General features: G+C 32.0%; 19 protein-coding genes. 12 read left to right on the top strand and 7 right to left on the bottom strand.

Features of this window, described 5'->3' with window-relative positions:
• Positions 1–9: 9 nt before the first annotated feature.
• The 3 genes from BS101_RS06470 (at position 10) to BS101_RS06460 (ending at position 3,589) form a co-directional block, all read left to right on the top strand.
• Positions 10–1,212: a MerR family transcriptional regulator gene (locus BS101_RS06470; protein ID WP_073538075.1), complete on the top strand. Its 1,203-nt coding sequence runs from the start codon at positions 10–12 to the stop codon at positions 1,210–1,212.
• A gap of 73 nt (positions 1,213–1,285) precedes the next feature.
• A complete protein-coding gene (locus BS101_RS06465) occupies positions 1,286–2,461 on the top strand; it encodes a DegT/DnrJ/EryC1/StrS family aminotransferase (RefSeq protein WP_073538074.1) in 1,176 nt (391 codons plus the stop codon).
• Positions 2,462–2,464: 3 nt separating this feature from the next.
• Positions 2,465–3,589: a DegT/DnrJ/EryC1/StrS family aminotransferase gene (locus BS101_RS06460; RefSeq protein ID WP_073538073.1), complete on the top strand. Its 1,125-nt coding sequence runs from the start codon at positions 2,465–2,467 to the stop codon at positions 3,587–3,589.
• Between the two features lie 61 nt (positions 3,590–3,650).
• Here BS101_RS06460 and BS101_RS06455 read toward each other — a convergent pair whose 3' ends face one another.
• Entirely contained in the window at positions 3,651–4,529 is an 879-nt protein-coding gene (locus tag BS101_RS06455) for a LysR family transcriptional regulator (protein ID WP_073538072.1), read from the bottom strand.
• Between the two features lie 352 nt (positions 4,530–4,881).
• On the opposite strand from BS101_RS06455, the gene BS101_RS06450 reads away from it, so the two are divergent.
• The 5 genes from BS101_RS06450 (at position 4,882) to BS101_RS06430 (ending at position 11,382) form a co-directional block, all read left to right on the top strand.
• A complete protein-coding gene (locus tag BS101_RS06450; protein ID WP_073538071.1) occupies positions 4,882–5,748 on the top strand; it encodes a sugar phosphate isomerase/epimerase family protein in 867 nt (288 codons plus the stop codon).
• A 48-nt stretch (positions 5,749–5,796) separates the two neighbouring features.
• Positions 5,797–7,719, top strand: a complete 1,923-nt coding sequence (locus tag BS101_RS06445) for an FAD-dependent oxidoreductase (protein ID WP_073538070.1) — start codon at positions 5,797–5,799, stop codon at positions 7,717–7,719.
• A gap of 45 nt (positions 7,720–7,764) precedes the next feature.
• A complete protein-coding gene (gene aroE / locus BS101_RS06440) occupies positions 7,765–8,634 on the top strand; it encodes a shikimate dehydrogenase (RefSeq protein WP_073538069.1) in 870 nt (289 codons plus the stop codon).
• Positions 8,635–8,734: 100 nt separating this feature from the next.
• Positions 8,735–9,943: an MFS transporter gene (locus BS101_RS06435; RefSeq protein WP_073538068.1), complete on the top strand. Its 1,209-nt coding sequence runs from the start codon at positions 8,735–8,737 to the stop codon at positions 9,941–9,943.
• Between the two features lie 134 nt (positions 9,944–10,077).
• The gene (locus BS101_RS06430; RefSeq protein WP_073538067.1) at positions 10,078–11,382 is read left to right on the top strand and encodes an MFS transporter; all 1,305 of its coding nucleotides are present in this window, start codon (positions 10,078–10,080) and stop codon (positions 11,380–11,382) included.
• Between the two features lie 163 nt (positions 11,383–11,545).
• On the opposite strand, the gene BS101_RS06425 is transcribed toward BS101_RS06430, so the two are convergent.
• The 5 genes from BS101_RS06425 to aroD form a co-directional block, all read right to left on the bottom strand.
• Positions 11,546–12,316 carry an alpha/beta hydrolase family protein gene (locus BS101_RS06425; RefSeq protein WP_073538066.1) on the bottom strand — a complete coding sequence of 257 codons (771 nt, stop codon included), beginning with the start codon at positions 12,314–12,316 and terminating at the stop codon, positions 11,546–11,548.
• A gap of 190 nt (positions 12,317–12,506) precedes the next feature.
• Positions 12,507–13,625 (bottom strand): D-glucuronyl C5-epimerase family protein, encoded by a 1,119-nt coding sequence (locus BS101_RS06420; RefSeq protein ID WP_073538065.1) that lies wholly within the window; start codon positions 13,623–13,625, stop codon positions 12,507–12,509.
• Between the two features lie 255 nt (positions 13,626–13,880).
• On the bottom strand, positions 13,881–15,878 hold the full coding sequence (locus BS101_RS06415) for an FAD-dependent oxidoreductase (RefSeq protein WP_073538064.1): 1,998 nt from the start codon (positions 15,876–15,878) through the stop codon (positions 13,881–13,883).
• Positions 15,879–15,989: 111 nt separating this feature from the next.
• The gene (locus tag BS101_RS06410; RefSeq protein WP_073538063.1) at positions 15,990–16,862 is read right to left on the bottom strand and encodes a shikimate dehydrogenase; all 873 of its coding nucleotides are present in this window, start codon (positions 16,860–16,862) and stop codon (positions 15,990–15,992) included.
• 173 nt (positions 16,863–17,035) lie between these two features.
• Positions 17,036–17,803: a type I 3-dehydroquinate dehydratase gene (aroD, locus tag BS101_RS06405; RefSeq protein WP_073538062.1), complete on the bottom strand. Its 768-nt coding sequence runs from the start codon at positions 17,801–17,803 to the stop codon at positions 17,036–17,038.
• 293 nt (positions 17,804–18,096) lie between these two features.
• On the opposite strand from aroD, the gene BS101_RS06400 reads away from it, so the two are divergent.
• The 3 genes from BS101_RS06400 (at position 18,097) to BS101_RS23705 (ending at position 21,381) form a co-directional block, all read left to right on the top strand.
• Positions 18,097–19,002 carry a LysR family transcriptional regulator gene (locus tag BS101_RS06400; RefSeq protein WP_073538061.1) on the top strand — a complete coding sequence of 302 codons (906 nt, stop codon included), beginning with the start codon at positions 18,097–18,099 and terminating at the stop codon, positions 19,000–19,002.
• Positions 19,003–19,180: 178 nt separating this feature from the next.
• A complete protein-coding gene (locus BS101_RS06395; RefSeq protein ID WP_073538060.1) occupies positions 19,181–19,993 on the top strand; it encodes a glycosyltransferase family 8 protein in 813 nt (270 codons plus the stop codon).
• A 320-nt stretch (positions 19,994–20,313) separates the two neighbouring features.
• Positions 20,314–21,381, top strand: coding sequence for a hypothetical protein (locus BS101_RS23705; protein ID WP_242951412.1), 1,068 nt, complete (start codon positions 20,314–20,316; stop codon positions 21,379–21,381).
• Between the two features lie 316 nt (positions 21,382–21,697).
• Here BS101_RS23705 and BS101_RS06380 read toward each other — a convergent pair whose 3' ends face one another.
• A complete protein-coding gene (locus BS101_RS06380; RefSeq protein ID WP_012101854.1) occupies positions 21,698–21,943 on the bottom strand; it encodes a hypothetical protein in 246 nt (81 codons plus the stop codon).
• 357 nt (positions 21,944–22,300) lie between these two features.
• On the opposite strand from BS101_RS06380, the gene BS101_RS24215 reads away from it, so the two are divergent.
• Positions 22,301–22,432, top strand: coding sequence for a hypothetical protein (locus BS101_RS24215; RefSeq protein WP_265874005.1), 132 nt, complete (start codon positions 22,301–22,303; stop codon positions 22,430–22,432).
• Positions 22,433–22,473: the final 41 nt, after the last annotated feature.

Here is a 22,473-nt window from a genome sequence, read left to right as displayed (position 1 = left end):
GTGATACTAATGTGTACACAAAAATCTAATCTATTCACCATTGGTAAATTTGCTGAAAAATCAGGGGTTACTTTAAGAACTCTAAGATATTATGATAAAATAGGACTTTTGAAGCCCTGTTCTTATACTAAATATGGCCACAGACTGTACAACTTTGAGGACTTCAGTAAGCTGCAAAAAATACTTACGCTTAAATTCATAGGACTTTCACTAGAAGATATATCAAAAATAATGAACTATGACGTAAATCACAGAGATTTAAAAAAATCTCTTGAAATACAGAAAAAAATAATGAAAAAAAAGATATATCACATAGAATCTGTAATCAAGTCCATAGAAGAAGCGGCACACATGATGGACAGTGAAAAAGAATTGAATTGGAATAAATTTGTAAATATAATAAATATAATAAACACAGATCAGAAGTGGATGGAACAATATGAAAATGCCTCTAATTTAAGAGCTAGAATAAAAATTCATGAACTTTTTAGTACCAATAAGCAGGGTTGGATGAAGTGGTTTTTTAATCATCTAAATCTTCCAGATAAAGTTTCCATATTGGAATTAGGCTGTGGTGATGGACGATTGTGGCAAAAAAATTTAGATAGAATTCCAGAGGGATGGGATATAACTCTCACTGATTTTTCTCCTGGAATGCTGGAGGACACTAAAAAAAATCTCACGTTAAATTTAAAGAGATTTAGGTTTAACATTGTAGATGTTCAGCATATTCCTTATAAAGATAACAGTTTTGATGTAGTAATCGCAAACCATATGCTCTACCATGTTACTAATATAGATAAAGCCCTTTCAGAAATTTATAGAACTTTAAAACCTAAAGGATATTTTTATGCTTCTACAGTTGGGAAAAATCACATGAAAGAAATGAGAGAAATTGTTAAAAGTGCTAATTTACAAAATATAACTACAGATAGTTGGAACCTTACAGAAAGCTTTCAACTTGAAAACGGATTGGATAAAATCTCCACATGGTTTAAAAATGTAACACTAACACGATATAATGATAATTTAAAGTTGACAATTATTGAACCTCTTATGGACTACATATTCTCCATGCCAGGAAATACCAAAAATGTATTTGATGAAAATAAAATCCATAATCTTAAAGATTTCTTAAAGTCTGAAATAAATAAAAATGGATATATTTATATAACAAAAGACACAGGTTTCTTTCAGGGAACAAAAGAATAAATTGATTTAATGCATTTGATTACCTGGATGTTCACTACTCTTGTTGACTACCCAAAGAAAGGATTTGATATTTATGAATAAAAAAATTCCCTTTTCTCCTCCTGATATTACCCAGGACGAAATTGACGCCCTATCGGAAGTTTTAAAATCAGGATGGATAACCTCTGGACCTAGAACTGCTGAATTTGAAAAAAAATTAGCTGACTACTGCAGTTCAAATTATTCAGCAGCGGTTTCAAGTGCCACCTGTGGCATGGAACTACTACTAAAAGTATTTGACATTAAAAATGGAGATGATGTAATAACAACTCCTTATACCTATACATCTACTGCAGCTGTATCTATTCAAAGAGGTATAAAACCAATTATGGTGGATGTAAAAAAGGATGACTTTTCTATAGATATAGATAAAGTATATGATGCAATTACTCCAAATACAAAAGCCATTTTTTCTGTAGACTTTGCAGGAGTACCTGTGGACTACGATGCTCTAAGACAGATTCTAAAACTTAAAAATCGTGAAGATATACTGCTCGTATCAGACTCTGCCCATGCCCTTGGAGCTTCATACAAAGGAAAGAAGGTAGGCAGCCAGTTAGATGCCCACGTATTTTCCTTTCATGCAGTAAAAAATTTGACTACAGCAGAAGGGGGCGCTATAACCTTTAACAATAATAACTTATTTGGAAAAGAAAACTTATTAAAGGATTTAAAATTAAATTCCCTTAATGGTCAATCAAAAGATGCCTTATCCAAAATGAAAGCAGGTGCCTGGAAATATGACATAGTTACAGCAGGATATAAATGCAATATGGCAGACATAAATGCTGCTCTTGGATTAGTTCAACTTAGAAGATATAGTAATATGCTTCAAAGGCGCAAAAATATATTTGAAATATATTCAAGTATATTATCACAAAAAGAGTGGGCCATACTTCCTTTTAAAGAAGATAAAAACATGGAAACCTCATATCACCTGTATCCACTCAGGATTAAAGAATTAAAAGAAGAACAAAGAGATGAAATTATAAAAACACTTGCAGAAAAAGGCATAGCAGTTAATGTTCACTTTATACCACTGCCTATGTTTACCTTATATAAATGCCTTGGATATTCCATAGAGGATTACCCAAATGCCTATGAACAATATGCCAATGAAATAACACTACCACTTTATTCAACTCTCCTTCCGGAAGATGCTGAATATGTGGTAAAAGAACTTATAAAAGTAGTAGAGAAGGTGAAATAAATAATGAAAGTTGATTTTTATACTCCTAAAAGAGAATATAATGAAAAAAAAGAGGAGTTCAACAAGGCCATAAAAAATGTTCTAGAAAAAGGAAACTTTATATTGGGGGAAGAGGTTTCAAATCTTGAAAGAGCCATAGAAAAATATACTGGTGCAAAACATGCTATTTCTGTAGCTTCAGGTACAGATGCTTTAGTCATATCCTCTGATGTACTAGGTTTTAAAAATGGTAAAGAGGTAATAACTTCACCTTTTACCTTTCTTGCCTCTACCTCCTGCTTGGTTAAGCATAATGCAAAACCTGTTTTTGTAGATATAGATGAGGATACTTTCAATATTGATACAGATAAGATTGAAGAAAAAATAAATTCAAATACTAAAGGTATACTACCTATACATTTATTTTGTCAGATGTCAGATATGGATAAAATAATGGATTTAGCTTCAAAAAATAATCTTAGTGTGCTTGAAGATGCTGCCGAAGCCTTCGGTATGAAATGGAAAGGAAATAACAGTACTACCTACAAACATTCGGGTACCTTAGGAGATTTAGGAGTATTTTCTTTCTTTCCCACTAAGACATTAGGTGGTTATGGAGACGGAGGTATGATAATTACAAATAACTCTGATTTAGCTGAAAAGGTGAAAATGTTCAGAGTTCATGGAGCCTCCAAAAAATACCACTATGATTACATAGGCTATAATTCAAGACTTGATACAATTCAAGCTGCCTTACTGCTTGTTAAATTGAAATACATTGACAATTCCATAGCAAAACGTAATATAGTCTCCAACTGGTATAAAGAACGGCTAAAAAGTATTCCCTACATAAAAATTCCTAAAATTAAAAATGATCAACATCCAGTATATTATGTATTTAATATACTCACAGAAAAAAGAGACGAACTCTGTGCATATTTAAAAGAGAAAGAAATTGGCTGCAGCATATACTATCCTATCCCCCTTCACCTTCAAAAGTGTTTCAGCTATCTTGGACATAAGAAGGGAGATTTTCCTGTATCAGAAAAAATATGTGAAGAAATACTGGCACTACCTATATATCCTGAAATATCAGAAGAGGAAGTGGACTTTGTATGTAATGCTATAAAAAGCTTTTATAAAAAGTAGAGTTAATCTGAAAACTAGCCATAGTTTATATTTTCATGGCTAGTTTTTAAATTAAGTATTTTTACTTTGTATATTCTATAACAAAATTTTTAAATTGTTGAACTACCGGTGTGGAATATTTATCTTTCACTACTGCTAGATAAAACCTCCTCTCCCAACTGGGACTTATTATTTGAATAACTTTTAAGTCCATGGAATTAAGCATAGGCATATTAGGACTCACTGCTATACCAAAATTTTTAGAAACCAGTCCTGCAACTACCTGATCCTCTTCAACTTCATAAGCAATTTCAGGCAATTTACCAATTTGCGCAAATAAATTATCAATTATTGGTCTAAGACCACTTTTTTTAGTAAAAAATATATAAGGATATGAAATCGTATCTATCAAATCTATGGCATCTCTATCAGCTAAAGGATGGTTACTTGGAACAATCAATACAAGTTCTTGCGTTGCAATTGGTATAAACTCTATACTTTGCTCTTCTTCTATCTTAGAACAAAAAGCAATATCGTATTTTCTAGATTTAAGTCCTTCTATAATATCCCCTGTCACACCTGTGTGAAAGTGAAATTCAATGGACTTTCCCTTGTTTTCTTGTAAAAAATCCCTGGTAATCCTCGGCACAAAATCCGTCCCTAAAGTACGAAGAAAAGCAAGTTCAATAATACCTTCCCCATTTCCAATCATTTTTAACGTTTTCACACTGGAGTCTAAAATTTCCAATGCCTTCTCTACATCAGTCAGAAATATTTTTCCATACTTTGTAAGCACTACATTCCTACCGTCTTTTTCGAATAGGGAAACTCCAAGTTCTTTTCCTAATAGAGCTATAGCATGACTTAAACTGGGTTGTGTAATCATTAATTCCTCTGCAGCTTTAGTATAATGCTCCAAATGTGCCAGGGTTACAAAATAACGCAAATGATATAAATTCAATTTAGCACACCACTTTCTCATAATACATCTATATTACTAGTACCAATTATAACAGGAACTATATATAAAATCTATAGATTATTAGAATATTATCAATTTGTTTTTGTTAAATTTATATCATATAATAAACTCATAGTTCTGATGAAATCGATTAGTAATAAAATTTGACTTACATATATTTCTTTAAATTATCATGTAAAATACATAATTTAAGTTAAAAACACGATTTTCAGAACTTAAAAAGATTGACAATCAATAGCACATAAGCATCTTATTCTGATGTTTTTAGGTAATTTTTATCTAAAATGATTAAAATTACAAGATATCTTAGTGAAAAGGAGAATAATATATTATGGAAAAAAAGATTATTACAAATTCATATCCACCAATTACAATAAGTTCATATACACTGGGAACTGAGGTGTTATTTAGAGATAGAGTTAAAGCCGCAGCAGAGGTTGGATTTGATGGTATAGGTTTACGTGCTGAAAATTACGTAGATGCTAAAAAAGAAGGCTTAACTGATGAAGACATGCTGGCAATACTTGATGAATATAAAATAAAAGTTACCGAAGTTGAGTATATAACTCAGTGGGGTACTAAAGAAGATAGAACTAAACAGCAGCAGGAAAAAGAACAAACAATATACCATATGGCACACCTTTTTAATGTAAAACACATTAACTGCGGGCTAATGGAAAAACTTTCGGATGAACACATTGCAGCTGCCCTTGGAGAACTTTGCGACCGAGCAGGAGACATTATGATAGGTCTTGAATTCATGCCGTACAGCGGAGTTCCTGATTTAGCTTCTGCATGGCGTGCGGTTAAAGCATGCAGCAGAAAAAATGCCATGCTTATTTGTGATACATGGCACTGGGCTAGAGCAAACCAGACTTTTGACATGATTAAATCTGTTCCTGCAGATAAAATAGTTTCAATACAAATCTGTGATGTTCATGACAGACCATATCCTAAAAAGATATTGAGAGATGAATCAATGCATGACCGTCTGTTCCCTGGAGAAGGTTATGGGGATACTGTAGGATTTGTACGCATGTTAAAAGAACATGGAGTATGTCCCAGAGCCATAGGTGTTGAGACAATATCAGATCCTATTGTGGAAAAGGGAATTGAATATGCTGCCCAAGGTGCCTTTAGATCAGCAAAGAAAGTTTTAGACGAGGCATGGCCTGAAGTATCTGAACATTTAAAATAATGAAATAAAAATTCCATAAATTAATTTTGGGAAAGGATGATTCTTTTTATGAAATTTAAATCTATGTTTGAACCAATAAAAATTGGTCCAATAATAGTACCAAATCGTTTCGTAGTTTCACCTATGGGTAATAATTTTGCCAATACAGACGGTTCTATGAGTGACAGATCCTTAGTTTATTACAGCGAACGTGCCAAAGGAGGATTTGGATTAATTACCTTTGAAGCTACAGTTGTAGACAGGAAGGCAAAAGGTGGTTTTCGTAAACCATGTTTATATGATGACAGTACAATAGAAAGTTTTAAAGGTGTTATTGATGCCTGCCATGAAAATGGTGCCAAAGTATCCATACAGCTTCAACATGCCGGACCTGAAGGTAATGCAAAGGCTGCAGGCTATCCTATAAAATCTGCATCTGCGATTCCTTCAGCAGTAGGGCGTGACACCCCTATGGCAATAACTACTGAAGAACTCTATGAATTAATAGGGTTATATGGCGATGCAGCTCTTCGTGCAAAGAAAGCTGGAGCCGATGCAGTTGAAGTGCATTGTGCCCATGGATATTTAATTAACAGCTTTCTTTCACCAAGAACAAATAAACGTGTAGATGAGTTTGGAGGATGCTTTGAAAATAGAATGCGCCTTCCCCGTCTTATCATTGAAAACATACGTAAAAAAGTAGGGCATTCCATAGCAATTATTTGTCGTATCAATAGTTCCGATGAAATACCGGGAGGACTTGATGTACATGACAGCGCAGCAATTGCTGCCTATCTGGAATATATTGGAGTAGATGCTCTCCATGTTTCCCGTGCCGTCCACCTTCGTGACGAATATATGTGGGCGCCTACAGTGCTGCATGGAGGATTCAGTGCAGAGCTTGTTACAGAAATTAAACGTGCTGTGGATATTCCGGTTATTACTGTAGGACGTTTCACAGAGCCTCATTTTGCAGAGCTTTTAGTTCGTGAAGGACGATGTGACCTGGTGGCTTTTGGACGTCAGAGCCTTACAGATCCCCATACACCTAATAAAGCTTCCGCAGGCCGTCTAGATGAGATGCTTCCATGTATTGGCTGTCTACAAGGATGTGTTCCAAATATGTATCATGGAAAACCGATCACCTGTCTTGTCAATCCATGTTTGGGCAGAGAGTCTGAATTAAAACCTGCAGAGGTCATCAAGAAAGTAATGGTTGTGGGTGGTGGAGTAGCCGGCATGTATGCAGCCTGGATATCTGCCCTTAGAGGCCATGAAGTAAAATTGTTTGAAGCCAGTGATACTTTGGGAGGACAAATGAGATTAGCCGCTTACCCTCCTGGAAAAGGAGATCTTACAAACATGGTCCGCAGTTATATCACAAAATGCAGACAATATGGAGTAAAGATAAAAATGAATACAAAAGTTACTGAAAAAATAATAGCAGAAGAATCACCGGATGCAGTAATTATTGCAACAGGTGCAACTCCTCTTGTACTCCCTATTCCAGGTATAAATGATTCAGGACTGATTCACGCAGTGAATCTCTTTGATGGCAAGGAATGCTGTGGGAAAAAGGTTCTTGTAGTTGGCGGCGGAATGGTTGGATGTGAAACTGCAGCTTTTCTTGGGGAACAGAACCATGATGTCACTGTTATTGAATTCCGTGATAAAGTTGGAGCAGATGTAATATCAGAACATAGAAAGTTCTTAATGGAAGATTTCCAAAAATATAATATTAAGACTATCACTGGAGCAAAGGTCACCAAATTCTTTGAAGGCGGTGTCAAATACAGTTTGTCAGAAGATAAAGCAGATAAAATAGATGGTTTTGATTCAGTAGTGCTTGCCATGGGATCCAGAGCCTATGATCCTCTAAGTGAAGAAGTGAAAAAGACTATAAAGGAAACTTATGTAATAGGTGATGCAGTAAAAGCACGTAGAGCATTAGATGCTACTACCGAAGCCTTTGAGGTAGCAATAAAATTATAGAAGTTAACACCATACTAAATAAAATGAAATCAGGAGGGTTATGACATGAAAAATGATATTTCAGGAAAAACAGGTTTATTAGGTTTAATAGGAGATCCGGTAGATCATTCTAAATCACCGGTTATGTATAATTACGGCTTTGAAAAATTAAATTTAGATTATATATATTTAGCTTTTCAAGTTGACCTTGAAAAAGTACCCGATGGTATTACGGCCATAAAAACTTTTAAAATGAAGGGTTCAAATGTAACAATGCCATGTAAAAGTGAAGTAGTTAAATATATGGACGAGTTATCCCCTGCTGCACGTATTATCGGAGCAGTTAATACCATCGTAAATGACAATGGAAAACTAACAGGCCATATTACAGATGGAGTTGGATTTGTACGCAGCTTAAAAGAAGAAGGTGTAGAAGTAAAAGGTAAAAAAATAACTATCATGGGCTCTGGAGGTGCTGCCACAGCTATTCAGGTACAATGCGCTTTAGACGGCAGCAAAGAGGTTTCTATTTTTAACATAAAAGATAACTTTTATGAAAGAGCACAGAGAAATGTTGAAACTATAAAAAAAGAAGTTCCTGACTGTGCTGTAAATTTATATGACTTAAATGATACAGAGAAACTTAATGAAGAAGTTGCATCAAGTGATATTTTAATTAATGCAACACTTGTTGGAATGCACCCTAATGAAGATGAAAGTAATATAAAAGATACAAGCATTTTTAGAAAAGAACTGGTGGTAGCAGATACAGTATACCATCCAAAGAAAACAAAATTTTTAAAGGATGCAGAGGCTGCTGGCTGTAAAATAGTAGGCGGCTTGGGAATGCTCCTTTGGCAGGGAGCAGAAGCTTTTAAATTATATACTGGTTTAGAAATGCCTGTAGATGAAATTAAAGAATTATATTTTAAATAAGAAATTTACATTTTAACAATGAGGGAGATGGATTTTTACTTCCATTTCCCATTATTAAATAAACTTATACTTTAAAAGATATCACTGAAAGGAGAAAAAAATGAATAACAAAAAATACTATCCTACCGCACTGGCATTATATTTTACTTATTTTGTACATGGTATTGGAGTATCCATACTTGGACAATATAAACAAAATTTTGCAGGTACCTGGGGTGCAAAAACACTAGCTGATGGTACCTTTGATGTAAGTGTAGTTCTTGCTGTTATTGCTGCTTTAGGTCTAGGTCGTTTAATTACACTTCCTTTTTCAGGACCTATTTCCGACAGATTTGGTAGAAGAATTTCCGGACTAATTGGAATGGCTTGTTATGCTGCTTATTTTATAGGCATTGTATTTTCGCCAAATCTATATGTTGCTTATGCCTTTGCACTAATTGGAGGTGCTGCTAACTCTTTCTTGGATACCTGTGTTACTCCATCTTGTTTAGAAATATTTGTAAATTCAGGTGACGTAGCTAACATGTTTACAAAATTCTCTATATCTATAGGACAGTTTGTACTTCCATTTATGATTGGTTTTGTTGCAGTAAGTCAGATGTCTTATAAAACTATTTTCCTCGTAGTAGCTGTATTTATCGTCATAGATGCCATTTTGATTGCATTTATGCCATTCCCTCCTATGAATCGTACTGATGATTCAAAGGGAAATGCCATTAACCCTGTAAAAGAAAAAATGAAATTTACACCAGTTAGTATAGCAATAATTTGTATAGGTTTTACATCTACATCTACTTTCCAATTATGGTTGAATTGTAACCAAGAATTAGGAAAGCTCTATGGAATGGTTGATCCTAGTAAAATTCAGTCATTCTATTCACTGGGAACCATGACTGCTATATTGGTAACTGCATTTTTAGTAAAAAAATTTATTAAACCGGTGAGGATTCTGGCTATTTACCCTACAATTGCTACAATCATGCTTATAATTTTATACTTTGTACAAACACCTGCCATCTGTTTAATAGGAGGCTTTGTACTTGGATACTCTGCAGCAGGCGGTGTACTTCAATTAGCTGTATCTACAGCAAACTCAATGTTCCCGACAAATAAAGGTAAGATTACATCTATTGTTATGATTTCATCTAGTATAGCAAACTATGTTATTTTAAATATCGCTGGAGTTATCACAAATGCTGGAGGCGTATATGGACCTAAATATGTAATTTTATTCAATATAGTAATTACAGTAATTGGTATTCTGCTTGCATTATATGTGAATAAACACTCCATGAAAGAAGCATTATAATACTATAATTAAACAATTTAGAATATAAATAAACTTCTTAGTTATAAAAACCTCATATACTATATTTAATGGAATTATTCACCTATTATTAAAACTAATGTATAGGTTTAATTCTAAATGGGAGGGATAAAATAATGAGAAAAAATATTGTAAGTAACTTAGGAAACAATCCTACTAGGAAAAGATGGTTTATACTTTTCTTAGTGTGTTCAATAACTTTTATAAATTATTTAGATAGAGCTAATCTTTCTGTAGCCGCTCCATTTTTATCGAAAGAGTTTATGCTGGATCCGGCTAAAATGGGACTCATATTTTCTGCTCTAAGCTGGTCATATACTGTTATGCAAATTCCAAGCGGTTGGTTTCTAGACAGATTAGGGCCTAGATTGGTATATGGAGTTGCCCTTTGCGGATGGTCTGCTTTTACTGGAATTGTCGCTTTCACTTTTAATTTTACCAGTATGATATTCTGTCGACTTGGACTTGGATTTTTCGAAGCGCCGGCTTTTCCTGCAAATGGTCGTATTGTGACTACATGGTTTCCCTCTAAAGAACGAGGTTTAGCCATTGGTGCCTATACTGCCTCTGAGTATGTAGGCCTTGCCCTTTGTACTCCTATTCTCACCTGGCTTTTAGTAACTTTTGGTTGGAGAGTCATATTCATTGTTACAGGTATACTCGGACTTTTATTTGCTTTTATTTGGTTCACCCATTATAATGATCCAGCTCATTCAAAAGGCATTAATAAAGAAGAACTTAATCTTATCAAAGAAGGTGGAGGTCTCTCTGATACAGTATCAGAACAAAAGAAAATTACTAAAAAAGAAATAAAGTATTTATTCACCAGCCGCCAATTATGGGGAATGTACATAGGAGGCTTTGCTATAACTGCCATACTGTTCTTTTTTATGACCTGGTTTCCTTCCTATCTTGTAAATGAAAAAGATATGGCTATATTAAAAGTTGGAATCTATGGCTCCTTGCCTTACCTTGCAGCAATTGCCGGAGTTCTCGTAGCCGGTAAATGGTCAGACTGGATGATATCAAGAGAATTAGGACTTGGACTTTCACGTAAACTTCCTGTTATTGTGGGGCTATTACTATCTTCTGTAATCATGGTAGCTAATTATACCACAGATGTTAACGTTGTTATTACATTCATGTCCATATCATTTTTCGGGCAAGGCATGGCATCAGCTATTTCCTGGGCACTGTTATCTGAAATAGCCCCTAAGGATCTTGTAGGTCTATGCGGGGGTACTTATAACTTTGTAGCTAATATGGGTGGTGCCTTATCTCCCGCTATAGTTGGTTATTTAATTTCAAAAACTGGTTCTTATTCATCTGCATTAGTTTTTGTCTCTTGTATGGCCCTTATAGGAGCATTATCCTATATATTTATCATAGGAAAACCTAAACGCATTATAATTCCTAACTAATTTATTCTACTATACTTAAGTTAATGTAAAATGACAACTAATATTTACACACTAAAAATTCCCCAGATATTTATGGAGTTTTTTAGTGTGTATTATTTTTGTCCTAAATACTAAACTTTTCTACTATTTTTTGATACTTTATGTAATATATCCATTGAATTTTTCAGAGTATATATGCCTTTACAAATTTTACTATTTGTTTAACCAATTCTCCATAGTATTCTGGGCTGGAATAACAGTGGTCCGATCCCTTAATAAATTTTAATTTAGCTTCACTTCCCAATAATTGCTGAATTTTCTTTGCATATAAGGGATGTACGGACTTATCTTCTGTACCGTGAACTATAAGTGTATTTCCCCTCATATCTTTTAAATAATCAAAAACCCTATAATTAAATGCGTCCTCTATGGCTTTTTCACTAAGTATATTATTTTCAAAATTTATATATCCCTTTTCTAAAAATTCATATAATCTATCCCCTGTAACTTCTGAAATAAATATGTCATACATATTGAATCCAGCACTCATAAGTATAGAATTTTTGATTATATTAGGATAAGTAGAAGCAATTACTACGGCAATTGCGGCACCCATACTGAACCCTAATATATTTATATTACCTTTATCAATATAATCAAGAGAACTTGCAAATTGTAGTACTTTTTTACAATCTTCTACTTCTGAGGATATGGTAACATCCTTAAAATCCCCATCACTTTCTCCACTTCCCATAAAATCAAATCTAATAGAAGCTATATTAAGTTTTTCCAAGGTTCTGGCTATTTTCACAAACATAAAATTATGCCCCAATTTATTTCCCATGAATCCATGACAGAAAATTATGCATGGGATTTTGCCTGATATACCAGGTCTATTTATAATTCCCCTTATACTTCTATTCTGTTCATCTTTTATTTCAAAATTCTCAACCATATAAACCCCTCTTCCATAATACTATTTTAAACATTATATTTAAATAATATCTATACTTATTTTACAATACTTTATATATAAAAATCTAATTTTTATTAAGATTTCATAGGAAAAATATAATAAAAATATGCCTCCTAATACAATATACATTAAGAAGACATATTTCTCTTATATTACTATTAATAATTTTTTATTCTCTGACATAAGAAATCCACATATCTCTTATATTTTTAAAATAATGGTCTTTTGTAATATTATAAAGTGCATTCATCTGTTCTATATGCACCGAATGATAAAAATCTGAACTGCTTGGTTTTGATTTCTTTACAACATGATGAAGATCATAGGCTGTAAATTCTCCTATATCATAATAAGGTATAATGAGTTTCAGGCTATTTAGCCCTTTATCCCAGTACTCTCTCGCTATATTGCTGTAATATATATTCCCTGGACAATTTACATTGCTCCAGTCATATAGACCAATTAAAGTAAATATAAATCCATTTAAAGTATAGGTAGAAGTTGAATTTACATACTGCTGGAAAAACACTTTGTCTTTAAGTCTATCATCCAATGTTTCTAAATTATCCATTACTCCACCTTTAGAAATAGGCGTAAGCAAATATTTTAAAACTCTCCCTCCAGAATTTAAATATTTTACATCTTTAGTTAGATTATAGGCCCTGGCAAATACGCTCAATGCCTGACCTTGTGACATACTAGAAGTCCAGCCCACATCTAAAGGTTCATAGTGATGGTATTTAAATTCATACCGAAAAGAACCATCCTTTTTTATAGTATCTATTAGAAAATCTGCTGCATTTAAAAATTTCTCTTTATCTTCTTTATTATCAATATATCTATCATATAGCCATAGACCATATTGACAGACAGTTACCGTATTATAGTAAAATTCATCATTGTACTTTACCATGGGTATACCTTTGTGATCAAATTTAAAATGATCCGATTCAACATAAACCCAATCCTGTTGAAGATTGAAATATTTTTTAAAGGTATCATAATCCTTATATAAAAAATAGCTGCATTTATTGTCCTTATAATATTTTTTCCCATTTTCACATACTTCCATGAAATCAGGTGAAAATGAATACTTTTTTGAAACAGGCGCTTTTTGCTCAGCTAATAATTTACATACTCTCGCTTCATTTATAATATGGACAGGCAGAGATTTATCTTCTATGATTTGATTATACCCTCTTATTGCCATAGAATATTTTTTATTATTGTGAGCTTTCTTACTTCTTCTTAATATACTTACCTTTTCTTTTAAAGATACCTCACCCACCTTCAGAAGCGCCTACTGCCCTAGTTCCTTGAAATATCATAAAAATTAAAATTATAACCATAGATGTAATCTTAATGAAAATATTTTTTCCTATAATCTTCATAGGTTATAAATTTCTCCTCTCTCCTCAGTGACTTTACATAACATTTTAATATTATCTTCTACTATGAAAGAATATATTCTAAAAAAATAAAAAAACTCTAACTTAATTGAAAATTAGAGTTCTTTATTCTACCTATACTATAATAACTCTAACTAAATAGCGTTTATCTTTTCTAGTGTAAGAATAATATCTCTTCCCTCTTTAACCCCATCTATTATCTTTCTTGCCCTAAAACTATCTCCTATATTAATTATTTCCACATTTTTATCTTGGAAATGCTCTTTTAACTTTTCCAATCCCTGATTTTCAGCTCTCATGCCAAGACATACAAAGCCATAATCAAAATTCATAACTATTTCATTGTCATCTTTTTTTACTTTAAAGTGATCTGATGCCACTTCTGTAAGAGCTGTATTTGTATTTACGTTAACATTATATTTCTTTATAATCTCTTTTACAGAAATCTTAGTAATTACATCTAAGTCTTTTCCAATCATAGGTAACATCTCAACTATGGAGGTCTTTGCTTTTCTTTCAGAAAAGAATTCTACAACATCTAACCCCACTGCTCCTCCGCCAATGACTACTACTTTTTTACCATCAAAATTTACATTTTCAAATTCATGTATTCTGTTCAACAATCCAAATATAGAATATAATTTTCCTCCCTCTTTATCAATATTTTCTAATAAGCCCTTTATAGGTGGAAGTAAAGGCTTTGAACCTGTGGCATTTACTATAATATCCGGCTTTACAATATCTATTAATTTAACATTACCTTTAGTATCAGTAAATATGGTTAGATTATTTAATTTCTTAGCTCTTTTAATTAAATACTCAGGAAAATAAGAAACTCTATATTTATCTGGAAACTTTGAAATCTCTTTTGCGAGCCCACCTAAATAAGGTTTTTTTTCAAACAGAAAAGTATTACACCCCAATTCTGCTGCTGTACAAGCTGCTTCAAGGCCACTGGTTCCCCCTCCGATGACTACTACATTTGTTTGTTTCTTTACCTTTTTATTTTTATATTCATCCTCATATATAGTATCAGGATTAACAGTACATCTAATTGGTCTGTTTAATCCTATTCTATGGCCTGCACATCCAATATTACAGGATATACATTTTCTAAGCATATCTTCTTGTCCATTTTTAACTTTCAATGCCCATTTAGGTTCAGCAATTAATCCTCTGCCCATTCCTATTAAGTCGGCCTTTCCTTGAGCTAATATTTCCTCAGCCACTTCCGGATTTCTTATATTTCCTGTTGTAATAGTTGGTTTATTGAACTTCTCCTTTATAGCTTGAGACATATATGAACGCCATCCATCTGCAAGATCCATCTTATCTATCTGATATTGTAATGAGTCATTTAAAGCTGCAGATACATCAAAAATATCAACTTCATCATTTAAATAATCTAATATTCTCAGTGTATCTTGCAGAGTATTCCCTCCTTGTATAAGCTCATCTGCACTAACTCTTATTATTATAGGGAACATAGGTCCTACTTCTCTTCTTACACTATCAATTAGCATTCTTCCAAATCTGGCTCTATTTTCAATATTTCCGCCAAATTCATCTCTACGTTTATTATAAATTGGTGATAAAAATTGACTGATTAAATAGGAATGTCCTGCATGTATTTCTACTGCATCAAAACCAGCTATTTGAACTCTTTTTGCTGCCTTGGCATATTCTTCAACTATATCTAATATTTCTTTTCTTTCCAAAGGCCTTGGTATTGAACCACCGGTTTTAGATGGAATATTTGAAGAAGATACAGGCTGGCAGCCTATTCTGCCTGGTACAGCAGAAGCCCCTGAGTGATTGATCTGCATTGCTGCATTTGTACCATATTTGTGTAACTTTTCAGTTAGGTTATATAAAGCAGGTATAAAGCTGTCATGATCTATTCTAAGCTGTGTTGTTCCATTTGACCCTAATGGAAAATCTACTGCAGCATTTTCCACAATTATTAATCCTGTTTCCCCTTTAGCCCTTTGTTCATAATACTTAATATGCTCTTCTCTTATTTCTCCATTTTGTCCTGCATAATTGGTACCCATAGGGGGCATAACTATTCTATTCTTTAATACCATATTTTTTACTTTTAGCGAACTAAAAATATTTTTATATTTTTTCATCTTTATTCCTCCATTATCAAGTGATTCATACATTCATATAATCAATTGTAAGTACAATATATATAGATTTTTTCTATATATATTGCATGACCATTCTAAATATTTTAAAAATTAATATTCAATATTTAATACCTTTTTCATGTATTCAATAGGCATATCCTTTCCCATCCATAATTTAAAAGCAGCAGCTCCCTGAAATAACATCATACCCAAGCCGTTCATAGTTCTACATCCAGCTTTCTTAGCCATTCTCAATAATTCTGTTTTTCTTGGTTCATAAACAGTATCTGTCACAATTAAATCAGGTCTGAAAAAGCTTGTATCGGGAATATATGTTTGTCCCTCTAAAGGTTTCATTCCAACTCCAGTTGCATTTGCAAATAAACAGCTATCTGCAATTTCTTCCTTCAGTTTATCCAAATCTGCCAAATCATATAAAATTGCCTTGCATTTAGTTCTTTCATTAATATCCTTTACTGTTTTTTCACCTCTTTCGAAAAATTTATCTTTCCGATTAAATATTGATATTTCAGCCACACCATCCAAAGCAGCCTGTATTTCAATTGCTGTAGCTGCACCCCCTGCTCCTGCAACTGTGATTTTCTTACCTATTATATTAATTCCTGCATCTTCTAATGATTTCATATATCCAATTCCATCTGTAATATGTCCGGTTAACACATTATTATCGTTTACAATTGTATTAACTGCTCCACAAAGTTCTGCAGCCTCCGATAGCTTATCAAGATATTTGTGCACCACAGTTTTATTAGGCATTGATACATTAGAACCCCGTACTTTCATTGCTCTAAATCCCTTTATAGTGTCTTCTAGGTTCTCATTACCAACCTCAAAAGCAAGATAAGCATAATCCAAACCTAATTTTTGAAATGCCTCATTATGCATCTCCGGTGAACTTGAATGCCTGATTGGATATGCAATTAATCCTATAAGTTCTGTATGTCCTGTAATTTTTTGAGTCATAATAAATCTTCTCCTTTTAATTTAATTTTCATATTTTATTTATGCTTGCCAATTGCTGGCTTAATATTATATAATGGTGTTACAATATATGAACCCTATCCCTTTGTTTTAATTGGTTTGTTTGGTCGCTTACTATACTAAAACATTTGGATGGGTTTTTATGCGTCTTTAAGTTATCTATATTCACTAATGAGATGAAGCACCTTATATAGCTCATTTGCTTCTAATTGTCCTGGTGCAGATGCAGCTTTAGCAGAACCAAAAGTCAATGCTGATCCAAAAGTTTCACCTGCCAAACGGGTGATAACACCAAGAGTTCCCATAGACATAGTAATAATTGGAGTATCATTATGTTTACATTTCATTTCACAAGTAGCACTTAAAAGTTCAAGTACATCTTTTGTACTACATGGCATTACTGCTATCTTAGCTATATCTGCACCTAACTGCTGCATCCTGCACATTCTTGATACTAACTCATCTTTATGAGGAGTTTTGTGAAAATCATGATTTGACATAATTACTTTTATATTATATTCATGAAGTTCCTCTACAACTTTTTTTACTGCTTTATCCTCTGCTATAAATAATTCAATGTCTATCATATCAGCATTTCCAGTAGATGCAATTGCTCTATTAAGTTCTATATAATATTCCAGACTGATTTCCTTTTTTCCACCTTCCTTAACAGTCCTAAAGGTCACTAATATAGGAATATTATTTAAATTTTTTCTCATTTCTTGTAAAAGTTTCTTTACCTTCTCAACATCTTCTACATATCTGTAATAATCAATTCTCCATTCCACAATATCAAGTTTAGTTGTCTTTACACCAGCTACTTCCTCCATTATTTCCTCTTCATCACATCCTACAAATGGAACTGCAATCTTAGGAACTCCTTCACCTAATTCTATATTTCTTACTTTAACTATACTTCCCATTTTTAATTTCCCTTTCTAGAGTTTAAATATTTATTTCAATATAACTCATTAATTTCAAGTAACTTTTATAGCTATATCACTAATATTAAAATAAGCTAAATACCATACTATTTATAATACTTAGAGTATTATAAATAGTATCATACCAACAAACAACTTAGTTACTTTTTTAACATACTATGCTTATATTATAGTCTAATATCTTTGATAATTCTAATATATATTTTAATGTTTATTAATAGCTTTTTACTATCATTTATGTTATCTTTATTATAGGGGAGGTAGATGACCCAATGAATTTAAATCAATTATATTATTTTAGGGAAATTGCTCATTTACAACATTTTAGACAAGCAGCTGCAAAATTAAATATATCCCAACCCAGTCTGAGTAAGTCCATAGCAAATTTAGAAGAAGAACTTGAACTTTGTTTATTTGAAAAAAATGGTAGAAATGTTGTGCTAACAAAATATGGTTTAATATTTTTAAATCATGTAGAAAAAATATTACATGAATTAGATAATGCTAAAAAAGATATGAAGCAGCTAGCCAGTAGTGATCAGGGCCATGTTGATATAGCATATATTTTCCCATTATCCCAGTATTATATTCCAAAAACAGTACGCAGCTTTTTAAACTTAGAAGAAAACAGAAATGTTACTTTTACTTTTAAACAGGGGATTACTGATGAATTACTAGAGGGTTTAAAAAACGACAAATATGATTTAATATTTGCATCCTATGTAGAAGAGGAACCAGATATAATTTTTATTCCTATTTTTGATCAAAAACTGTTTGTAATCGTTCCGCCAGATCACCCTTTAGCAGAATTGGATAGTGTTGATTTAAGAGATATTGAGCCTTATCCCTTAGTAGGATATGATAAAGCTTCTGGATTAGGCAAACTTACTTCAAAGTTATTAAAAAATATGGATTTACATCCAAAGATTATATGTGAAGCTTCTGATGAATATGCTCTTTCTGCCTTAGTGGCTGCAAATTTTGGAGTATCCATTATAGCTGAAGCACCTGCTCTTAAATATGCCAAAGTAAAAAAACTACACATTAAAAATATTAAGTATTCCAGACAAATTCATCTTGCTTACAAAAAAAATAAATATTTTGCCCCTGCAGTTCATAACTTTATTTCCTATGTAAAAAATAAAAGTTATGGAGAAAATTCTAATTTTTTTACATAGTTTCTATATCTAATTTTAAAATCCCAACTCTAGGATATCAGTATTTATGCTATAGTAAATTTATGAAGTTATTCTTTCAGGTGGAGTTTGCCTGGATTTATTTTTTACTTTGAAGAACATAGGAGTGTTTGTAAAATGACAGCCTAAAAATAAAATTATTAATATGGAGAAAATATAGATGAACATTCTTGTTACATTAGATTCAAATTATTTAAAACCACTAAAAGTTATGCTTAAATCACTATTTTTAAATAATCCAAAAGAAAAATTTTGTATTTATATAATGCATTCAAATATAAAAGAAACTGAATTCTATGATATAGCTCGATTTATAGAAAAAGAAGGTCATAAACTTTTCATTATAACTATAGAGGATGAATATTTTAAACACGCCCCTTTAACAAAACACTATACTAAAGAAATATATTATAGGCTGCTGGCATTTAAATTTCTGCCTTCAACTATAAATAAGATATTATATCTTGATCCAGACATTATTGTTATAAATCAAATAAGAAACTTATATGATATTGATATTTCTAAATATCTTTATGCTGCAGCACACCACAGTACATTACCCGTTAAAGAAATTAATAAATTAAGGTTTAAACCCTACGAAATTGAAACATATTACAACTCTGGAGTTCTTTTAATGAATATTAATCTTCAAAAAAATATAATAAAAGAAGACCAAATATATGAATTTGTGGATAAAAATAAAAACAAACTTATACTACCAGATCAAGATATAATCAATGCACTATATTCTAGACATATAAAAAAAATCGATGAAATACTATTTAATTATGATCCGAGATATTACAAATATAATAGACTTCTAAGCAAGGGAGATATTAATATGGATTATATCATTAATAATACTTCTATAATTCACTTTTGTGGAAAGAAAAAACCCTGGCACAAAAATTATACCGGGGATTTTCACTCCTTATATAAACATTATGAGAAGCTGGCATTATGTGAATCTTAAAATTGATATGAATTAATTTTAACTTCAGCAGTTACATTTTAAAATACACTTAGTCCAATAGGTGTATTTTAATTTTTTGAATTCTTTTCTATTGTAACAAATAGTACTATAATTCTTTAAACTTTTTCATTCAGGGAACCCTTACTTCATGTATTTTGTTGTTAAATCATTACGTAGTATTACATTCAAACTATATTTTTTGCTATCAATACCTGTGTTAATTTTACAATAACATAAAGTTCACACAGACAATTGACTTTAAAAATACAATTCTAGTATATAATGTTAACTAATATATAAGATTTAAGGGGGAAAAAGTTATGCAAAGAATGAAATACAAATTACTTTCAACTTTGGTGATAGCAGCACCATTATTATTGAATACAGGAGTTACTACAACAGTTCATGCAAGTTCTGGTAAGAATTCAGGATGTAATAGTGTAAGCAATAATTCAAGAAATAACCCAGGATACAATAATTCAAGAAATAATCCAGGACGCAGCAATCCAAATGATGATTCAAAATTCAACAACCAAGGATATCCTGATAGAATTAATACATATCCTATCCACCAGTACACACCAACTATAATTGATACTTCATGTAATTATTCTTTTTCAGATTTTAAGACTAAATTAGATAATTTAGTGACAGCAGGAATTATAACTCAAAATCAAGAAACAATAATATTAAATTTGTACTATAATAATAAAATAACAACAGGAGAAACCTTTAAGGCTCAATTATGTGCCTTAGTGGCAGCAGGAACCATAACTACTAGTCAAGAATATTCAATATTAAATGTATTTACTGGTTGGGGTTCTAATTGGAAAATACCAACACCAGTGAAACCAACAGTACCAGTATCTAATGTAGATACTTCGACTCCTACTGATTATTCTTTTTCAGATTTTAAGACTAACCTAGATAATTTAGTAGCAGCAGGAACTATAACTCAGGATCAAGAAACAACAATACTAAATTTGTATTATAATGGTCAGATAACTAAAATATCAAATTTTAAAACTCAATTAGATATTTTAGTAACAGTAGGAACTATAACTCAAAATCAAGAATATTCAACGTTAAATGCATTTACTGGTTGGGGTTCTAATTGGAAAATACCAGCACCAGTAAAACCAACAGTACCAGTGCCTAGTGTAGATAATTCAACAACTATTTCAAATACAAGTTTCTCTCTTGAAGATATTAAGACTAAATTAGATAATTTAGTAACATCAGGAACTATAACTCAAGATCAAGAGACAACAATATTAAATCTATTCAATAAAGGTGCTTTAACAACAAAAAATTTGAAATCTCAATTAGATATTTTAGTAATAATAGGAATTTTAACACAAAATCAAGCAGTACTAATACAACATTAAATGCATTTACTGATTAGAAGTATAATATATCATTACTAAATAAAGAGGATATGACGTATTATAATTTTTAACATTTTTAATAAGCTTTAAATAGAGATAATCTTATTGTAATTATCTCTATTTTTATATTTTATGACTCTTCTAATTTAATGGCAGAAACAAATATTATCAATAGCAGAAATGAAGGAAATTATTAATAAAATAATCCTTTATAGTATTACTCGTCTCTTATTTAACAAGCTTACCCTATTAACCTGATTCTATGAAATAAGCCTACCGATAAAATCCCAATAGGCTTATTCATGTTGAAATATCACTATCTATGAGCATTTGCTGCTGAATGTACTACTTTTGGTGCTGGTTTGGTATTTGATGCCTTAACTTTATGCTTGTTTACTACTTTCTTTACTGGTTTGGCAGGCGTTTTGTATTTGGACTTACAAACCACCGCAGGTTTGTTGCTGGCAGAATGTGCACTGACGGTTGTTCCAATTCCTGTATTGATTAACAATGGTGCTGCAAGCATTACAGCTGAAATTATTTTATACTTCATTTTTAACATTTTCATTACCTCCTGAATTTAAAATATTTGTTGCAGCTGCTATACTTAATATTCTAGTTATCCTTTATGACGATTTAATGCAGCACCCATGTTATTCCAATGGTATATTAATGTTTTTCTGTGTGAAATATTAAGAGACATTGAATATTTCTTGAACTGTTACTACTCTAATTTCTGCTGCAACCATAATACAACCTGAGACTTGTGGTCTTTCCTGATTATATTTCCAATGCTTTTGAGGTTGTCCAAGGTTTCCTGATATATATTTCCATCAGTGTGCTTTAACTTTGAATTGTAATCCAAATTCATATTATATTGAAGTGTTGCTGTGCCTTTAGTTTTGTGTTTTTTACTTCGGTGATTAAATCAGAGCTTGCACTACTTGAAGTAGAATCTGTTACAGCCACCCCTATCAAACCTTCAACTACTGCAGATGCTATCTTACCACTTCCTAATGAATTATATAAATCCGCATCACATCTTTTTTAAAGGCTGTTTGAAACACTGGATGCACTGGAATGTCTTACATT

This window comes from Clostridium kluyveri, from assembly GCF_001902295.1.
Classification (GTDB): domain Bacteria; phylum Bacillota; class Clostridia; order Clostridiales; family Clostridiaceae; genus Clostridium_B; species Clostridium_B kluyveri_B.
The sequence above is the reverse complement of the archived record's forward strand: the minus strand, read 5'-3'. Positions and strand labels throughout refer to the sequence as shown.